Here is an 18,335-nt window from a genome sequence, read left to right as displayed (position 1 = left end):
ATCAGTGCCAACATTAAAAGGTTTTAATTATCAATAATTTATGGTTTTTATGTGGTTTTGAATGCGAAATAGTTACAGGGTGTTGTGTCTTTTTTGCAACGATTTTCAGGTGTTAAAAGTTTATCCTTGTTATTTCAATTAGTTAGCCTGTTTCCAAATAGCAACTTTGTATCGGTTTTTGGGTAAAAATCAGTACTTTTTAAGGTCGGATTCAGCGAGTGTCTAAGTTTGTTCACTAATAATCAGCATCTGAAATTATGTCGAGAGTGAATATGCAAAATACAGTAGCGATAAAAATAAAACAGTTACTCAATTGGCGACCTAGTCTTATTGGCCAGTTCGTCTGTAGCATTTTGCTGTCTTTACTACCGTTATCTTTGGTGGTGATTTTATTTTTAAATGCGCTTAATAAGCAGCTAGCGGTGACTCAAGAAATCGTCGGTGACAATTACGAAATCACTAAAGCATTTAATAACCTCAAACAAGACTTAAATAGCTTAGAAAGGGCAACTCGACAAAATTGGGTGCTTAAAAGTGAATCCCTCGATAGCTTGATTGCCAATAAGTGGCAATCTTCACTGCAAGGTATTGATGAGCTTATATTTTTAAGCCCAACCGCTGATTATGTCTCACAGTGGCGGCAACTGGCTGAGGTATTACAATTTGCACAACAGCACTTGTTGATAGAGCAAAAGCAAGACGGTGAGTTATTTGCTCCTGCCAGCAAGCTTATCAGTGAGCAAACAAATTGGCTCAAAGAGCAAAATGAATTACGCATCACAAAAAATCAGCAGCAATTAAAATCACTTCAAACTTCATTCATTAATTGGTTAGTTGCGTTAATTCCTCTCACGTTATTGGTTGGAGGCGGGTTTCTTTGGCGGATCAGCGGACGTCTGAGAGAGCTTACACATGTGATTGATAAACTAGGGCAAGGCCATTGGCAGCAAAAAATTCAAGTTCGTGGCTCGTCAGAGTTAGTTGAATTAGGTAATAAATTAGAGTGGGTTCAAGCGCAGTTACATATGCTTGAGCAGCAAAAAGATACGTTTTTACGCCATGTGACACATGAGTTAAAAACTCCCCTTGCTTCGATGGTTGAAGGCACAGACTTACTTGCAGATGAAATTGTTGGCCCAATCAATAGCGAGCAACAAGCTGTCCTTGAGTTAATCACACAAAGTATGGTGCGACTCAGAGCCATGATTGAAAGCCTGTTAAGTTACAACGCTATTCGCACGAGTAAGCAAAGCCTAAGTGAGCTTAACTTTAACTTGATGATGAACAAAATTGAGCGTCATTTTGAGCACCGATTATCAGCGCGTGATTTATCCATTATTTGGGTTAACGAGTTACCAAATAAAGCCTTGTTTATCTCAATTGAGCTACTTGAAATGGTGCTTATTCAGCTTACCTCAAATGCGCTGAAGTTTTCGCCGGAACAAGAGTCAGTGACAATAAAAGCAAGCCTAAAACAGGGGCAGTTAATTTTGAGTGTCAGCGACTTAGGAGTGGGGATAGAGGATACTGAAAAAGCCGCTGTGTTTGGGGCTTTTTACCAAGGCAAGAATGCAAAACAACATACTGAAATGGGCAGCGGACTTGGTTTAACCATAGTTAAAGAAACTGTTGAACAATTAAACGGTAAGCTCTCTATTACTGATAATGACCCGCAAGGATGTGTATTTACAGCCATTTTACCAATTCAATTAACCCAAGGAGTTAACTGATATGGGCTTAGCGAATAAAGCCAGTTTTATGCTTGTTATAGGCACACTTTTTATAACAGGGTGCACGATCACGCAAAAGCATGTTGAGGCAGAGCAAATAGAGCCGACAACAGGTGTGAAATCTCAAGGGCAACCTAATCCAAAACCTCGGCCGAAAAGTGAGCCGTTATACCCGCCTGCAAGTACAGTTATTGCTTGGCATGCTGCCAAGTGCGGTGGCTTTAAAGCAAGCTCTGATAAAGCAAATTATGTTGGCGAAAATGAGCTAAAGCGTCTGTTTGAGTCGATTTGTTTACTCGGTGCTTCTGAGCCAGAAAAAGCCCTTAATCAGCTTGAAAAAAGTGACCATGCTTTTTATTGGCCAGATGATATTAAGCAGTATCTTTGGTTACAAAAGCAATATTTACAACAGAATTTAGCGGCAAAACAAGCTAAGCAAGCGTTAAGTGATGAAATGGAAAAAACCTTATCGTCGCTTGCGACTATCGAACAACAACTTCTGCTACGTGAAGAAACCAAGGAGCAGTAACCATGAATGATGTAACAAAACCACGGGTTTTATTAGTAGATGATGATGCGAGTTTATTAAAGTTACTAGCGATTAGAATTGAGTCTAAAGGCTATTTGGTAAGCACAGTCGAAAGTGGCATTGAGGCATTACAAACACTAAAAAACCAAACCTATGATGCGGTGATCACTGACTTAAGAATGGATGAAATGGACGGCATGGCTCTACATCGCCAGTTACAAAGTCGTTATCCTTCAATGCCGGTGATTATGATGACAGCACATGGTTCGATACCTGATGCAGTAGAAGCAACTAAACAAGGTATATTTGCGTTTATTACCAAACCGGTTGATAAAGATGAGCTGTTCGACAGCCTTGCTAAAGCTATCGAGATCCATGGTGTACACGGTGATGAAACACCAACACAAACCAATATTGTCACCCGTAGCGGCGCGATGTTGCATTTACTTGAGCAAGTTAAATTGCTTGGTCCAACGCAAGTGAACGTGTTGATCTCCGGTGCCAGCGGCACAGGTAAAGAGCTGCTTGCACAAGCGATACATCAACACAGCCATGTTAGTGATGGGCCATTTGTGGCAATTAACTGCGGCGCTGTGCCGGGAGAGCTTTTAGAGTCTGAATTGTTTGGGCATAAAAAAGGCGCATTTACAGGTGCAGTCAAAGACCATCAAGGTTTGTTTCAACAAGCACAAGGTGGTACCCTTTTTCTAGACGAAATTGGTGATATGCCGCTAAATTTACAAGTAAAACTGCTGAGGGTTTTACAAGAGAAAACCATTCGCCCTGTGGGCTTTCAAGAAGAGATCCCAATTGATGTGCGGGTGGTGTCGGCGACTCATAAGAACCTCCCTGAGGCAATCAATAACCAGCAGTTCCGTGAAGATTTATACTACCGATTAAATGTGGTGAACTTAAAACTCCCTCCGCTTTGTGAACGCCGAGAAGATATAAGTTTGCTAGCACAGCATTTTGCAGGTCTAATTGCTAAACGTATGGGGCAAGAGCAAAAGCAGTTTGCCAATGATGCAATGCATGCGCTGGTGCGCTATGACTGGCCGGGTAATATCCGTCAATTACAAAATGTGATAGAGCAGGTAGTAGCCCTTACACCTGGTAAAGTGATTGCTGCTCAGTTAGTTGAGAGTGCATTAAATAGTAATGTTAGTATTGCTGAGCCACTTTCGTTAAATGATGCAAAAAAAGAATTTGAGCGAGATTATTTAATTAATACGCTGAAAATGTCAGCGGGTAATGTTGCCGAAGCCGCAAAGCTTGCGAAACGTAATCGCTCAGATTTTTATAAATTAATCAAAAAGCACAACATTAATGTTGAAAGCTTAATATAAGGAAAAACATGGCGCTTTTTTTAGTCTATCTGGGCGGTCGTATTCAAGGTTGTCACATTGAAATGCACGACGTTCGATTTGTCGTAGGTGATAACATTGAACAAACCTATTCAAAATTAAAAGCACAATGGGTGGGTGATAAAAGCAATGTGCACATGGATAGCTACATGCAAATTCAGCACATCGATGGCTATCAGGTCGAAGTGGTTGATACTGCGCATCACCAAGCCGAAAAATTATATTTTGTGAACTTAGGTGCCTATAGAGCAGATAGCCTTGCTGAACAACATGATTTTGCATTGTACGTTGCGCGTAGCAGTGAAGAAGCAAAGCAACGCGCTAAAGAGTCTTTATTGGCTGGAATGACTCATCTTCATAAAGATGATTTACACGATGTAGACGATTGTTTTGCGATTGATTTGTTAGATAGCAACTTATCAATAAAATTAACGCCAAGCGGGCAAGCTCAAGCAATGAAGCCCGATTGGTTTGGCTATCACGTTCTGTAATACCAATCCGCAATAATACTTAATCATTTTGAGGGATTAAACCTGTCGCTACCTGCGTTAAAAATTTCTGATTTAGAACAACTAAATAACGAAATGTTTGCCTTGCTATCAACGAGGTTTTCTTGCCTCAAAATAGACCACTTAATTAAGCGAATTGGTATAAGCTATTCTTGGTTATCGTTTTTACTGGCAACTTTAAAGGCGATAATCACTAATCCAAATAAGGCAAATGGCAGTGCAGCAAGTAAATACTCAACGGTATGGCTGTCTTGATAGTTAGGCTGGAGTAGGAAGTGACCTGCAACACAAAGTAAAATAGCCACGAATAAAACGGGCAGTAAAATCAGTTCTTTTTTAGGTGAGTGTTTTTTCATTACAAGGCGTTATATTCCAAAGGTGCGCCATTGTAATGATCTCGCCTTACTCAGGTCAAATAAGTTGCTTTGTAGTTTGCTTTATATTGCGCTGTATCAATTTTTTTAGTGTCAGCTTTTACAGGCTGCTTTTTTGGGGCCGCTGGTTTATCGGTTGCTTCATTATAGCTAAATAACCCCATAATGAACTCAATCTCTTCACGTTGTAATCCAGATTGCATGATGCCCTCCAAAGTATAATTTGCCTTTTGTATTACAAATATTACGTCCTGTAATCTGAATTATCGGTGAATACCCAGTCATTAAACTGTAATCATATGTAACGCAAATGTGCTTATTTAATAGGCAGGTCCACAGTGAACACAACACCTGTGCCATCATCCAAATTTTCTGCCAATACTTTACCGTGATGGTAATCGCAAATAAGCCTTACAATATAAAGACCTAAACCCAAGTGGGGCTGCTGTTGATGTTGCTGACTTCTCACCGAGACCATTGAGTCGAAAATATGTTCAACTAAACCGTCAGGGAGCAAAGGCCCTTGGTTGCTGATTTTTAATAATGCATGCTGCTCTTGCTTGGTTAAGCTGACTGAAATTGTGCTTTGCGCGGTTTTAAACTCAAGTGCATTGTTGATGAGCTTATCGAGTAATTGCGCAATAAACTCAGGAGCGCCACTAACATTTAACGGCTCTTTACAAAGTGACAAGGTAAACAGGCTTTCACCATAGGTTATTTGATAGCCTTGCATGCAGCCGGTGATCACCTTGGTCAGGTCAAACTCTTCAGCTTCGGCGCTTTGAATACTTTGTTCAAGGCGCGTTGCTTCGCTCATGGTGGTTATTATTTTGCCCAACCGTTCAACCCCTTCACTAGCACGGTCGAGGTATTTTTGACTCAGTTCAGATTGCGGCTGCATTTGTAAATTTTCAAGTGATGAGCGTACAACAGCCACAGGCGTACGCAGCTCATGGGAGAGTCGTGATGACATATTTTCTAAGTAATCAGTATAACCACTTAAACGGCTAACAATGTTGGCAAAGCTGCGAGAAAGGTCACCAATTTCGTCATTCGAATCGGCATAAGTAATTTTGCCGGTGATCCGTCCTTGGGCATCAATGGCTTGCTCGGCATTGTCACGTAAGCGGCGAATACGGCTGGAAATTCTTGAAGCAAAAAAGAATAGCGTCACAGTACCAACAAGCATCACCGCTAAAATGACATTAAATAGCTTCTCTAACGATTTATTACGTAGGGTGCGCACGCCGTTGGTGGTCTCTTCTGCTATTACTGCACCAATGACTTTATCTTGGATCCAAATAGGGTAGGCCGCCGATAATATAACGGCTTTGTTATCTGGGGTTAAGCGCCATGATGATGCGGGTTTACCATTTAAAGCACTAGCAATATGAGTACCTTGCATCGCAGCGACATCATGTAAGGTATCAATGAACTCATTTTCTGGGCGAGTTAAAATTTTATAGTAAATAGGGTGTAAGTAATCTTGCTCAAAGCGTTGCCACCATGTTGTTGCCGGCGCATCTTTTAGGCCGTCTGCCCAAACGCCATCGGCATGATGAATTGAGCCTGATTGCGCAAGTACACGGTGGTGGTTATCGACGACCCAAATTCGACTACCACTATGGCCCATACCTTTCAAAATACGGTTAATTTCTGGTGAAGGCACTAAAACTGAGCCGATATCATTGGGGTTTTGTAGGTTTGAGGTCGACATTAGCTGAGGCTCAACCTTGTCTTCATCCCAATCTTCAATCGCAAAACCAAGCTTATTACCTAGCATCGAAAGCGGAAAACGCAGTTCTATGTTGTAACCCGTGTCGGTGCTTTTAAAATAGCCTTGGATTTTAGTGACCGGCTCCTGTGTTGTGGCGTCAAAGGCATTAACCCAACCATCTTGGCGGGCGGCCACCACATAACTTTTAAATTCACCTTCAGGTGTTTTTAACATGATCTGTAAGTGATCATTACGGGTAAAGCTAAGCACATTTTTAGCACGATACACCAGTGAGCTGTCAGTGACTTTAAATGCCGCATAAAGGTAGTTTTCGTACTTGCCTACCATGTGATCAAAACTTAGATCACTTTCTTGATGCTCATTGCTTAGCCCTTGTAAGTAGCGCTTGTCATAATGCCAAAATAAGCTTTGATAAGGCTGCCACTCCGACAATTTACCATCAAGCTGAATCGGGTTATTTAGGTTGTAAGCATATAAATCTCGGCCCTTCACAACTTGATCTAAAAAGTTGGTTTGTGAGTCAAACAAAGCAGGGCGCTCATGTAATGCGGTTGCGAGTGCGCGGGTGGTGCCCACTAAGGTCTTTTCTTGCCCTTGTCTTAAGAACTTTTCCATTTCCCAAACATATTCATAGCCAAGCCAAGGCAATAAAAATAAAAAGCAGGATAAGAAAATAAACTTTGTTCTAAGCCCCAAACGCAGCATTAAGCTTGCTCCCAGCGATAACCCATACCGTAAACGGTATCAATGCAGTCAAATGCACCATCTAAAGCAATAAATTTTTTACGAATACGTTTTACGTGTGAAGTAATAGTGCTGTCATCAACATAAATCTTGGCATCACTCATTAATTCGTTGCGGCTTTTTACATGGCCTGGGCGCTGTGCAAGCGAATGTACCATCCAAAATTCTGTCACAGTTAAATCAACCAGTTGCTCTTGCCAAAAAACCTGCATGCGCTGAGTATCTAACTTTAACGGGCCGCGATGCAAAAGAGCGGTTTGATCGGCAGGTTGGTCAAAGGCATCAAGGCGTCTAAACAGTGCGCCAATTCGAGCAGCAAGGTGCGCCATACTGATGTCTTTGGTTAAGTAATCGTCAGCCCCCATGCGCAGGCCACATACAGTATCAATTTCGCTATCGCGGGCGGTTAAAAATATAATCGGTAAGGTTTTAGAAAGATTGCGTAATGTTTGGCAAAGTAAAAAACCACCATCCACTTCATGGCCAAGGCCAATATCAACAATGGCTAAATCAGGTAAAGATTGACTAAATGCCAGTTCAGCACTGGCTCTGTCAGCAAAGCCTACAACCTGATAGCCCTGAGCGCTGAGCATTTCTGTGTAGTTTTCGCGGATTGCTGTTTCATCTTCAACGATTGCTATTTTCTTCATTGTTAATACTTACTTAAATTCTTTCTATAGCGAACTATACCTAATTTTTTGCCTTGCGTACTGGCAAAAACGCGATTGCCATTTTTCTGCCACAATTGCTCAGCAGTTTGCCTTTTTTGATCCCCTTTATTGCCATTTCGACTTGTTTTAATAGCTCCATACCAAGTTCGCAACACCAACCAATGTTGCCAAGCAATTAAGTAGAAAAAGGATTAAACCATGAAAAAATTAATTATTGCCGCTGTTATTACATCTGCTGTATCTGTAGCCCCTTTTGCAGATGCTGCGAGTCAAAGTAAACAAGAAACACCAAAAGAAACAGCCATTGGCTTAGGTGCTGGCGCAGTTGTTGGCGGCATAGTCGGCGGCCCAGTGGGGGCATTTATTGGCGCGTTTGCTGGTGGCTTAATTGGCGAAAAAGAAGCGGCAGACAACACCATTGATGAACAAGCTCACGCATTAGTTGTCATGAAGGAGCAAACCGCTGATTACCAACAAGTGATTGCCGATAACGCCGCCCTAAGTGAGCAGCTTGAATTATTAGCTGACGAAAAAGAGCAGTTACTACAAGCCCAATTGAACACCTTATTGGCGATGACGGTACAGTTTAAAACCGGCTCTAGCGAAATTGCCCCACACTTTGCTAATCAACTCGACAAAGTCGCGCAGTTATTGATTGCCCAGCCAAATTTGGCTATCGACTTAAATGGCTTTGCAGATCAGCGTGGTGATGAATTGGCTAATTTAATGCTTTCAAAGCAGCGTGTAAATGCAGTGCAAAGCTACTTAATTAAACAAGGTGTGCCTCATACGCGCTTAACCGCAACTGCCTTTGGTGAGCAGCAAAGTGTTGCCGATTCAAATAACTACGAAGACAACGTGTTTGACCGCCGCGTAACCTTAACGACACGCCCTGTGTCACAAAGTAGCTTACGTACAGCACAAAGTAACCACTAATTCATCGGTCGATGGAGTGACATATTATGTTGAGTAACCGTACCAAAAGGCTCCTTTTTGGGAGCCTTTTTATCCTCTTATTAGGTTATGCAGTTAACCCTGCATTTGCGGCCAATGCCAGTGCCGAACTGCGATTTTATGATGATTCAAATAGCCAAGTGTCGTCGGGCTTATTAGTGAAAAACGATGTCACTATGACGCTCACTGGGCTTATTAATCATGTAGTTGTTAAACAACGTTATCAAAACCCGCACCCGTTTGCAGTAAATGCCCGCTATGTGTTTCCGTTACCAGATGAAAGCGCAGTTCATGCTATGCAAATGCAAATTGGTGAGCGCATTATCACCGGTAACATTGCCCTTAAGCAGCAGGCAGAACAGCAATTTGTGCAAGCTCAAAGACAGGGAAAACGCGCCGCTTTAGTTCGTCAGCAACGTGCGAATATTTTCTCTACTGATGTGGCAAACATTGGAGCAGGGGAAGAGATTGAAATTACCTTGCAATACCAAGAGATAATCGGTTTTCGAGATGGTGTGTTTTCATTGCGTTTTCCAACCACTATTACGCCGCGCTACGAACCATTAACGGCAGAACTACAGCAAAATGAGCAAATAGAACAACAGAACGAAGCAACAGCTAACACAGCGCAAATGGCATCAGCGTGGCTAAAGCCTGTTTTTCATCGTGCGCAAAGCCAAGAGTCTGATGCGAGCCTAAATCTTGCTATTGCGATGGATATTGGCCTTGAACTCAGTGATATCAGCGCTAATTTAGCGGGCATGCAAATCGATAACCCAAGCTTTGGTCGCTATCAATTATCACTTAATCGTGATGTTCCAATGGATAGAGACTTTGAGCTGACATTTAAACCCCTTGATAAAGCCCACTCACAGGCTGCATTTTTTACCGAAACAGTAGCAGGGCAAGAATATGGTTTACTGATGTTAGTACCGCCAAGCGATCACTTTACCTCGCAAGCTCGACTTCCTCGCGAAATGGTGTTTGTTGTTGATACCTCTGGTTCAATGCATGGCCAATCAATGGAGCAGGCCAAACAAGCCTTGTTTTATGCCCTTTCGTTATTGGATGAAAACGACAGCTTTAACATCATAGGCTTTGATAACGAAGTGTCGGTATTAAGTGACACGCCAATGATTGCCAATGACTTTAACATTCGCCGTGCAGAGCGTTTTATTTATGGCTTACAAGCTGATGGCGGCACCGAAATCGCAAAAGCACTGACTCAGGTACTTGATGGTAAACAGCATGATGGTTTTGTACGCCAGGTGGTGTTTTTAACCGATGGCAGTGTGGGTAACGAAACGCAGCTATTTAAACAAATTCAAACAGATTTAGGTGACAGCCGACTCTTTACCGTCGGTATTGGTAGCGCGCCTAATAGCTTTTTTATGACCAGAGCTGCTGATATTGGCCGTGGTACATTCACGTTTATTAGTAGCACCAGCCAAGTACAGCCAAAAATGCAGCTACTTTTTGATAAGCTGGCGCATCCCGCTGTTACAGAACTTGCTCTTGAGGGCGACAAAGCAGCACTTGAGTATTGGCCATCACCTTTACCTGACTTGTATTTTTCAGAGCCAGTTTTGGTTGCAGTGAAGCTTGGTGGTAATCAGCACTTAACCTTAAAAGGGCAGACAAACACAGGGCCAATGACGATTAATTTAGCAACAGCCAATGCCGCAAATGGCGAAGGTATCGCTAGACTCTGGGCCAGACAAAAAATTAAATCGCTGCTGCTTTACAACGAAAAACAAACGGTACGAGCAGAAGTAGAAGCATTGGCACTTCAGCACCATTTACTTAGCCCTTTTACGGCCTTTATTGCAGTTGATAACTACGCGGGTAATGAGATTGCAGAGCGTTCAATGCAAGTACGAAACAAACTCCCTAACGGTATGACGCTACCGCAAACCGACGGACAAAGCCGAGTGTTTATGCTACTTGGGTTGTTGCTGCTTACATTCTCATGGTTATGGCAATGGCGACGCTAAAAAAAGCGCTGCCAGTTTGCAGCGCCTTACTTGGCACCGCATTGTTTGTTAATGGTGGCTATATGCAGGCGAAAGCTTGGCTGGCACAGGCATTGATTGACTCTGCTTGGCAGCAAGCTTTGCAAAGTCCTAATCAGCAAGTAAGGCCTTGGTTTTACGCCGATGGTTATGTTACTGCACACATAAATTGGCCAAGTCAGCAGCAAGAGTTGACTGTACTTGCTGGTGCATCGGGGCGAAACCTCGCGTTTGCCCCCGGGCATTTTTTGCCAAGCGGTGAACTTGGCAGCTCAAAAGGGGTGTTAATAGCTGGTCATAACGACACCCACTTTGCATTTCTAAAACATGTCGAAGTGGGTGAGCAGTTCAGTGTGCAGTTGCAAAATGGCCAGATTGAACACTATCAAGTTCGCAGCATTGATGTTATTCATCAAAGTGAACAAGGGTTTTTAGCACAATCAGGCCTTTATTTATTAACCTGTTATCCTTTTGACTCATTGGCTTCTGGGACTGAGTTTAGGCTATTGGTGTCGGCTGATAAATTATCGTCGTCGACTTCAACTTTGAGCTCTTGATGACGTTGGCTAACAATAACACCGGCAAATACCACCGCAATACTCACCCATTGCCAAAGTGTCAGTACTTCGCCAAGTAAAATGGCAGACAAAATTAACGCAAAAATTGGAATGAGGTTTGAGTAAGCAGCAGCGGTTAACACCGACACTTTACTGATGGCGTAATTGTACATGCCATAGCCACCTAAAGTGACACATGAGCCTAAATATAAAATGCTCAGAAGGGCACTTAAATCATGCTGATTTTCGCTGGGTAGTTCGATGAAAAATAAAAATGGCGCAAAGAATAAGCTACCGCTAAACCCTTGGATTGCTATTAAAGTCAGCGGTGAGTAACGAGCGACTAAGTGTTTTACGCTCACGGTATAAAACGCGGCGCAAACCATCGCCATCAACTCTAAAAAGTTACCAAGCAGTGGGTTAGGGGCTTGCTCTGTGCTTGGTGATAATAGCGTTAATAAAATACTGCCACCAATACACAAGGTAAAACCAACGACGATGGCTTTACTGATGTACTCTTTTAATATTAAGAACGCCAAAATAGCGACGATAATAGGTAAGCAAGAAACAATTACCCCTGCTTGCGATGCCGAAGTATATTCAAGGGCATGCCCTTCAAATAAATAATAAAAGCAAGGCTCAGCCAGCGACATACCAATTAAGTACTTCCAGTCACCTGCTTTAAACTCAAAGCGGATTATATAGCGCCATAAACATAAGCTAATCAATAACGTGGTTAGCATTCTTAAAAATATCACTAACACAGGATCATAAACATTGATTGCATGCTTTAAAGCAATGTAAGAGCTACCCCATAAAAAGGTCGCGATAATTAAGCATAAACTGGCTGGCATAGGTGTCGCTATTGAGTAAAAAAACGAGAGCGCGATCCTAGCATGAATTTTTTTAACTTGTTCAAAAACCGTTAGCTGGTATATATAAATTCTCTATTTTAATTACAGAATATAAAAATCAAATGCAAAGGCCACACGTCGTTGTTGTAAAGCTGGGCACAAGCGTGCTGACAGGCGGTACCGACAAATTAGATAAAGCGCACATGGTTGAACTTGTTCGCCAATGTTGTGAATTAAAAAAACAGGGTTATCAGGTTGTTTTAGTATCAAGCGGCGCGGTTGCTGCAGGTCGCGAGCAACTCATTACCCCCTGTGGTCGTTCTTTGATTGAAAAACAAATGCTTGCAGCTATCGGTCAAGGCCAGCTTATTCATATTTGGCAGAGCTTGTTTGCTTTGTATGGTGTGAATGTTGGACAAATGCTACTGACCCGCGCCGATGTAGAAGACCGTGAACGTTACTTAAATGCCCGCGATACCTTAAATGCACTACTTGCGCACAATGTGGTGCCAATTATTAACGAGAACGACGCCGTGGCAACTGCCGAAATTAAAGTGGGTGATAACGATAACTTATCTGCTTTAGTCGCGATATTAGCGAATGCAGAAAAACTGTTATTGTTAACTGACCAAGAAGGCTTATTTACAGGCGATCCTCGCTCTGATGCTAATGCAACACTTATCAACGAAGTTGAGCATATTAATGATGAGCTAAGAGAGCTCGCTGGTGGCAGTGGCACCACCCTAGGTACCGGTGGTATGGCTACCAAACTGCAAGCGGCCGATATTGCACGTCGCGCCGGTGTTGAGGTAATTATTGCCAAAGGCGCAGGCAAAAATGTGATTTTAAATTGCATGGCCGACAAGCTCCCTGGTACACGTTTTTTAAAACTCACCGCACCAAAAGATGGCCGCAAAAAATGGTTACTTGCAGGACCTAAAAGCTCGGGGCAATTAGTGATTGATGATGGCGCAAGCCTTGCGCTAAAAGAGCGTGGCGCAAGCTTACTGGCAAAAGGCGTAAAAACTGTGCGAGGGCAATTTGAACGTGGTGATGTGATTGAAGTAGTGACGAGCCAAGGGCAATGTATAGCAAAAGGCCTGGTTAATTTTAACCATCAAGAAATTGATCAAATTAAAGGCTGTCATTCGTCACAAATTACCCAGTTGCTTGCATTTGCACCAAGCAGTGAAGTAATTCACCGAGATGATATGATTTTGTTATAGTTTTTTAGTAATTCTGATAAAGTTAACTAAACTAAAGTAATAAGCAGTTTTGGGGGCTTTTTAGATGGCGGCTAACGCTTGCGGACATGACTGGGTTGTAGAAATTACCCAACAAGAAGAAGAGCCTGAGCTCGATCAGGCGCTTATTAATGCCGTGAGTGAACTAGATGAGTTTTCTCGTTTTGCTATTTACATTAACAAGTTTTTTAAACCTGGCCTGCCTGCAAGGCTGCTAAATAAAGATTCGGTTATCGAAGAGCTCAGTGAACACGAAGTCAATGAGCTCATCGAAAAAGTCAGTCGCAATAAAATTCGCATCAGTCGCAACTACGGTTTTATTTCTACTTATGTGCCCATTTATTACATGGGCAATGTAGTTGGTGTACTGGTCATTGAGTCTGAAAAAGAGCTTTCAGAGCGCTGTAGCATGCTCGCCATCTACATGCTAAATATCTACGCTAATCAACTTTCGTTACTTTATAAGTCGCAACTTGACCCTTTAACTGAGCTTTTAAACAGGCAAACCTTTGATAAAAAGGTGATTGAAATTGCAGCCGATGCCGCTGTAGATCATGAAAGCCATGAGTCAAAGCAACGTCATTGGTATTTGGCGATGGTCGATATTGACCATTTTAAAAGCGTAAATGACAACTATGGGCACGTTATTGGCGACGAAGTGATCTTGTTAGTAGCGCAGCTATTAAAAAATAATTTTCGAATTGAAGATTACGTTTTTCGCTACGGCGGCGAAGAGTTTACTGTGTTATTTCAAGCAAGTGACGAGCTCGATGCACGTAATGCCCTAAATCGTTTTCGAGGCTGTGTGGCAGAATACCCCTTTCCTCAAGTTGGTAACTTAACTGTGAGTAGTGGTTTTATGCCAATTTACGAGTTTGAAATGGTAGCCAGCCTAGTCCAAAAAGCCGATCAGGCCTTGTACCATTCTAAAAACAGTGGTCGTAATTGTGTCACTGCCTATTCAGAGTTAGATATTCAGCAAATCAAACCTCAAGATGATTCTATAGAGCTGTTTTAAGGTGTTGCAGCGCGCTTAGCTGTGTTAAAATTGCCCACTATTTTTAGAGCCACATGAGAAGGTAAGATGAAGTTTGTTCGTTGGTTGTTAGGCCGCATCATTTTGTTTTTTGATTTTGTATTCACACCACGCAGTAAAAAGCGTCCTGCAGCAGAGCAAGCAGCGCTTGATTCAGTGACGTCACAATTTAAGCTTTATCAATTTAAAGCCTGTCCATTTTGCGTGAAGGTACGTCGTGCTATAAAACGCCAAGGTCTATCAGTTGAAACCCGTGACGCTAAAGGTAACGAGCAATTTCGCCAAGAGCTATTAGAGCAGGGCGGCAAAGTGAAAGTGCCTTGTTTACGTATTGAAGAAAACGGCCAAGTAACTTGGTTGTATGAATCAAACGATATCATTGCTTATTTAGATAAAGTCGCGGCATAAAGCGGCTTTTCACTTCGATTATAGCCCGTGCTGTGCTAGCATTTGGGCAAATTTTTAATTGTCTTTTGAGAGATATAACCATGACAATTCGCACCCGTGTTGCTCCGTCACCGACAGGTGACCCGCACCTAGGTACTGCATACATCGCATTATTTAACTACTGTTTTGCTAAGCAGCAAGGCGGTGAGTTTGTGTTACGTATTGAAGATACAGACCAAGTTCGTAGTACGCCAGAATCAGAGCAAGCTATTATGGATAGCTTACAATGGTTAGGCTTAAACTGGGATCACGGTCCAGATGTAGGCGGTGAGTTTGGTCCATACCGTCAATCTGAGCGTAGCGATTTATATAAGAAATTTGCGCATCAGTTAGTTGAACAGGGTAAAGCTTTTTACTGTTTTGCTACGAGCGAAGAACTAGACCAAATGCGTGAAGAGCAAATGGCCGAAGGCCTACGCCCTAAATACGATGGTCGTGGTTTAAATCTTTCTGAAGATGAAATTAAAGCAAACCTTGAAGCGGGTAAGCCTTACGTAATCCGTATGAAGATCCCAAGCGAAGGCACGTTCAAGTTTAACGACTACCTACGTGGCGAAATTGAGATCCCATGGGAAAATGTAGACATGCAAGTGCTACTTAAAGCTGACGGTTTCCCAACTTACTTCCTTGCCAACGTTGTTGATGATCATCACATGCAAATTAGCCACATTTTCCGTGGTGAAGAGTGGATCAATTCAGCGCCTAAGCTATTAAAATTATACGAAGATTTTGGATGGGAAGCGCCTGTACTAGGTCACTTACCATTACTTCGTAACCCTGATAAGTCAAAGTTATCGAAGCGTAAAAACCCAACTTCAATCAATTACTATAAAGAGATGGGCTACCTACCTGAGGCACTATTAAACTATTTAGGCCGCATGGGTTGGTCAATGCCTGATGAGCGTGAAAAGTTCACGTTAGCAGAGATGATTGAACACTTTGATATGAAACGTGTGTCGCTTGGTGGCCCTATTTTCGACATCGATAAGCTTAGTTGGTTAAACGGTATGTGGATCCGTGAAAACTTATCTGATGCAGAACTAATGCAACGTTTTGTTGATTGGAAATTTAATACTGAGCTATTCGCCAAAGTATTACCAGAAGCAAAAACGCGTATTAATACGCTTTCTGACATGGTTGACCTTGCAGGTCACTTTGTCGGTGGTATTCCAAGCTATGATCCTGCGCTATTAACAGCAGGTAAAGCTGATGAAGATGTAATCCGTCAAGCATTACAGTTCTTCATCTGGCAATTAGAAGGTTTACGCAGTTGGGAAAAACCGGCGATTTTTGCTATCGCAAAAGAAGTGGCGACTTTCCATGAATTGAAGATTAAAGACTTCCTCGAGCCAATCTTTGTGGCTATCACAGGTAAGACATCTTCAACTTCAGTACTTGATGCGATGGAAATTTTAGGTTCTGACTTATCACGTGCTCGTTTACGTGTTGCACTAGCGCACCTTGGTGTGTCTAAAAAGCAAGCGAAAAAAATTGAGCGTGCATATCGCGATTATCCACAAGCTTAATCGTAATGTTAGTTTTAAAAACCGAGCTTATATGCTCGGTTTTTTTATATTTAAATCAAAGTTAATGCAGATTTAACTTGTAAATAGGGACTGCTCTAATAGTATTAAACATGCACAATTAATCACTTGTAGATATATCTTAATAAAGCAGTATGAGGTAACTGCAAGCGAGGGATTATTGAAGCTGAGGCGAATGCTTTAGTTAGTTTTCAAGGAGAAAGTGATGTTTAAATACGTATTGGTCTGTTTGGCCATTTTAGGCTTTAGTTTGCCAAGTTTCGCGGCTGATAAACCCAATGTACTTGTTATTTGGGGTGATGATGTTGGCATGTGGAACATTAGTGCCTATCATCGAGGCATGATGGGAGGCAGTACCCCAAACATAGATAGAATTGCTAATGATGGCATGATATTTATGGACCATTATGCACAGGCCTCGTGTACTGCTGGCCGCGCTGCATTTATCACAGGTCAGTATCCAATGCGAACTGGCCTCAGTACGGTAGGGCTTCCTGGCGCGAAGCAAGGCTTGCAAAAGAAAGATCCCACCTTAGCAACTATGCTCAAATCAAAGGGTTATGTCACAGGCCAGTTTGGTAAAAACCATTTAGGTGATCGTGATGAACACTTACCTACAAATCATGGCTTTGATGAGTTTTTTGGTATTTTATATCACCTCAATGCCGGTGAATATCCAGAACAACAAGATTATCCTCAAGACGCCAAAACACAAGAAAAGTTTGGTATAAAAATGCGTGGGGTTATTCATTCAAAAGCGCTTGGAAACGGCAAACAAGAGATTAAAGATCTTGGCCCATTTGGGAAAGAGCGTCAGCGCAACTTAGACCAAGAAGTACTTGTGGAATCAAAGCGCTTTATTCGTGATGCAGTAAAACAAAATAAACCTTTCTTTGTTTGGCATAACACAACTCGTATGCATTACCAAACTAACCTTAATAAAGCTTATGACGGCAAAACTGGCTTTGGTTTATATGCTGATGGTATGGCCGAAATGGATGATGATGTAGGTGAGTTACTTAACTTACTTGATGAACTTAAAGTAGCTGATAACACAATCGTGATGTTTTCTACCGACAACGGCGCCGCATCAAACTCATGGCCTGATGGTGGCAATCAGCCATTTCATGGTGAAAAAGGTGTTGGTGGCTGGGAAGGTGGCTTCAGAGTACCTATGGTTGTTAAATGGCCGGGCCATGTTCCTAAAGGTGTGAGCACCGGTGAGTTCATGACAATGGAAGATTGGATGCCAACGATTATGTCGTGGGTTGGTGATAAAGATTTAAAAACTAATTTATTAAAAGGCACTAAGATTAATGGTCAAAAGTATAAGGTTCATTTAGATGGTTTCGATCAAAGTGATATCTTACTAAACAATGGTAAAACAAAGCGTAAAGAGTTCTATTATTTCACCGAAACGACCTTTCATGGAATGCGTTACGGTGACTGGAAGTTAATCTTTACGGAACAAAATCATTGGTTTAGGTCTACACAGCAAGCCCTTACTACACCTTATATTATTAACCTAAAAATGGATCCATTTGAGCGTTTCATTGATGCTAGGGGGTATGATGAGTGGGCAGAAAACCGTAGTTGGATTTTAGGCCCAGCAGGTAATCAAATTGCAGAGTTTGTAAAAACTTTTAAGGCTTTTCCACCTAGCCAAGAGAGTATGTCAGTACAAGTGGGTAGTGTTGCTGAAATGATTTCACAGCAAGCGTTAAACCGCTAAAAACTATAGGCTTTACCAGAACACAAGGTTGCAAAATCACAGTCTTGGTAGTCACTGGTAAAGTCTTTACAACTCTCAACTAAGTAACCATTGCCACCTCTATTTACTACTTCAAGTTTTAGCTGCTCAATAGCAATATTATTTACCTCTGTAGGGTTATAACCACCAGATTGTACTGAGCGTTCACCAAGACAACTAAGCCCTTCAACTTCACCTAAATAATATGCGCCGCCTCTCTTTTCTATTTATTGTAAAGAAAAACTAAATATTGATGCTTTCCTGGTAATTTAAATGTT

The 18,335-nt window shown here is 42.0% G+C and carries 17 protein-coding genes; 12 read left to right on the top strand and 5 right to left on the bottom strand.

Going from position 1 to position 18,335, the window contains the following annotated elements; genetic code table 11:
* Window positions 1–272 precede the first annotated feature (272 nt).
* From AUR67_RS13925 to AUR67_RS13910, 4 genes are read left to right on the top strand one after another with little or no spacing between them, the layout of a single operon-like run.
* A complete protein-coding gene (locus tag AUR67_RS13925) occupies window positions 273–1,730 on the top strand; it encodes a sensor histidine kinase (RefSeq protein WP_058585740.1) in 1,458 nt (485 codons plus the stop codon).
* 1 nt (window position 1,731) lies between these two features.
* The gene (locus tag AUR67_RS13920; RefSeq protein ID WP_058585739.1) at window positions 1,732–2,259 is read left to right on the top strand and encodes a hypothetical protein; all 528 of its coding nucleotides are present in this window, start codon (window positions 1,732–1,734) and stop codon (window positions 2,257–2,259) included.
* A 2-nt stretch (window positions 2,260–2,261) separates the two neighbouring features.
* A complete protein-coding gene (locus tag AUR67_RS13915; RefSeq protein WP_058585738.1) occupies window positions 2,262–3,605 on the top strand; it encodes a sigma 54-interacting transcriptional regulator in 1,344 nt (447 codons plus the stop codon).
* Window positions 3,606–3,613: 8 nt separating this feature from the next.
* On the top strand, window positions 3,614–4,114 hold the full coding sequence (locus AUR67_RS13910; protein ID WP_058585737.1) for a DUF1543 domain-containing protein: 501 nt from the start codon (window positions 3,614–3,616) through the stop codon (window positions 4,112–4,114).
* A 164-nt stretch (window positions 4,115–4,278) separates the two neighbouring features.
* On the opposite strand, the gene AUR67_RS13905 is transcribed toward AUR67_RS13910, so the two are convergent.
* The 4 genes from AUR67_RS13905 to pdsR all read right to left on the bottom strand — a co-directional run bounded on the left by AUR67_RS13905 (window position 4,279) and on the right by pdsR (window position 7,638).
* Complete coding sequence (locus AUR67_RS13905; protein ID WP_054551195.1) at window positions 4,279–4,488, bottom strand: hypothetical protein; 210 nt, start codon at window positions 4,486–4,488, stop codon at window positions 4,279–4,281.
* Between the two features lie 50 nt (window positions 4,489–4,538).
* Entirely contained in the window at window positions 4,539–4,709 is a 171-nt protein-coding gene (locus tag AUR67_RS21205; RefSeq protein WP_161936943.1) for a hypothetical protein, read from the bottom strand.
* 113 nt (window positions 4,710–4,822) lie between these two features.
* Window positions 4,823–6,949 carry a proteobacterial dedicated sortase system histidine kinase gene (gene pdsS, locus AUR67_RS13900; RefSeq protein WP_058585736.1) on the bottom strand — a complete coding sequence of 709 codons (2,127 nt, stop codon included), beginning with the start codon at window positions 6,947–6,949 and terminating at the stop codon, window positions 4,823–4,825.
* Window positions 6,949–7,638, bottom strand: coding sequence for a proteobacterial dedicated sortase system response regulator (pdsR, locus tag AUR67_RS13895; RefSeq protein ID WP_058585735.1), 690 nt, complete (start codon window positions 7,636–7,638; stop codon window positions 6,949–6,951). Before pdsR ends, pdsS begins: the two co-directional genes overlap by 1 nt.
* Window positions 7,639–7,857: 219 nt before the next feature.
* Here pdsR and pdsO point away from each other — a divergent pair, with 219 nt between their 5' ends.
* Genes pdsO through AUR67_RS13880 form a run of 3 tightly spaced genes read left to right on the top strand, consistent with a single transcriptional unit; the run spans window position 7,858 to window position 11,182 of the window.
* Window positions 7,858–8,595 carry a sortase-associated OmpA-like protein PdsO gene (gene pdsO / locus AUR67_RS13890; protein ID WP_054560857.1) on the top strand — a complete coding sequence of 246 codons (738 nt, stop codon included), beginning with the start codon at window positions 7,858–7,860 and terminating at the stop codon, window positions 8,593–8,595.
* A 26-nt stretch (window positions 8,596–8,621) separates the two neighbouring features.
* Window positions 8,622–10,607, top strand: coding sequence for a marine proteobacterial sortase target protein (locus tag AUR67_RS13885; protein ID WP_058585734.1), 1,986 nt, complete (start codon window positions 8,622–8,624; stop codon window positions 10,605–10,607).
* Complete coding sequence (locus tag AUR67_RS13880; RefSeq protein WP_082665643.1) at window positions 10,595–11,182, top strand: class GN sortase; 588 nt, start codon at window positions 10,595–10,597, stop codon at window positions 11,180–11,182. Before AUR67_RS13885 ends, AUR67_RS13880 begins: the two co-directional genes overlap by 13 nt.
* Here AUR67_RS13880 and AUR67_RS13875 read toward each other — a convergent pair.
* Window positions 11,089–12,036, bottom strand: coding sequence for a DMT family transporter (locus tag AUR67_RS13875; RefSeq protein ID WP_058585733.1), 948 nt, complete (start codon window positions 12,034–12,036; stop codon window positions 11,089–11,091). The two genes, AUR67_RS13880 and AUR67_RS13875, sit on opposite strands and share 94 nt — an antisense overlap.
* 122 nt (window positions 12,037–12,158) lie before the next feature.
* On the opposite strand from AUR67_RS13875, the gene proB reads away from it, so the two are divergent.
* The 5 genes from proB (at window position 12,159) to AUR67_RS13850 (ending at window position 18,039) form a co-directional block, all read left to right on the top strand.
* On the top strand, window positions 12,159–13,262 hold the full coding sequence (proB, locus tag AUR67_RS13870; protein ID WP_058585732.1) for a glutamate 5-kinase: 1,104 nt from the start codon (window positions 12,159–12,161) through the stop codon (window positions 13,260–13,262).
* 64 nt (window positions 13,263–13,326) lie between these two features.
* On the top strand, window positions 13,327–14,298 hold the full coding sequence (locus tag AUR67_RS13865) for a GGDEF domain-containing protein (RefSeq protein WP_058585731.1): 972 nt from the start codon (window positions 13,327–13,329) through the stop codon (window positions 14,296–14,298).
* Window positions 14,299–14,364: 66 nt separating this feature from the next.
* Complete coding sequence (locus tag AUR67_RS13860) at window positions 14,365–14,724, top strand: glutathione S-transferase N-terminal domain-containing protein (protein ID WP_054560852.1); 360 nt, start codon at window positions 14,365–14,367, stop codon at window positions 14,722–14,724.
* A gap of 80 nt (window positions 14,725–14,804) precedes the next feature.
* Complete coding sequence (gltX, locus tag AUR67_RS13855) at window positions 14,805–16,289, top strand: glutamate--tRNA ligase (RefSeq protein WP_054551203.1); 1,485 nt, start codon at window positions 14,805–14,807, stop codon at window positions 16,287–16,289.
* 223 nt (window positions 16,290–16,512) lie between these two features.
* A complete protein-coding gene (locus tag AUR67_RS13850; protein ID WP_058585730.1) occupies window positions 16,513–18,039 on the top strand; it encodes an arylsulfatase in 1,527 nt (508 codons plus the stop codon).
* Window positions 18,040–18,335 lie beyond the last annotated feature (296 nt).

Source organism: Pseudoalteromonas sp. XI10, from assembly GCF_001469895.1.
Classification (GTDB): domain Bacteria; phylum Pseudomonadota; class Gammaproteobacteria; order Enterobacterales; family Alteromonadaceae; genus Pseudoalteromonas.
The sequence above is the reverse complement of the archived record's forward strand: the minus strand, read 5'-3'. Positions and strand labels throughout refer to the sequence as shown.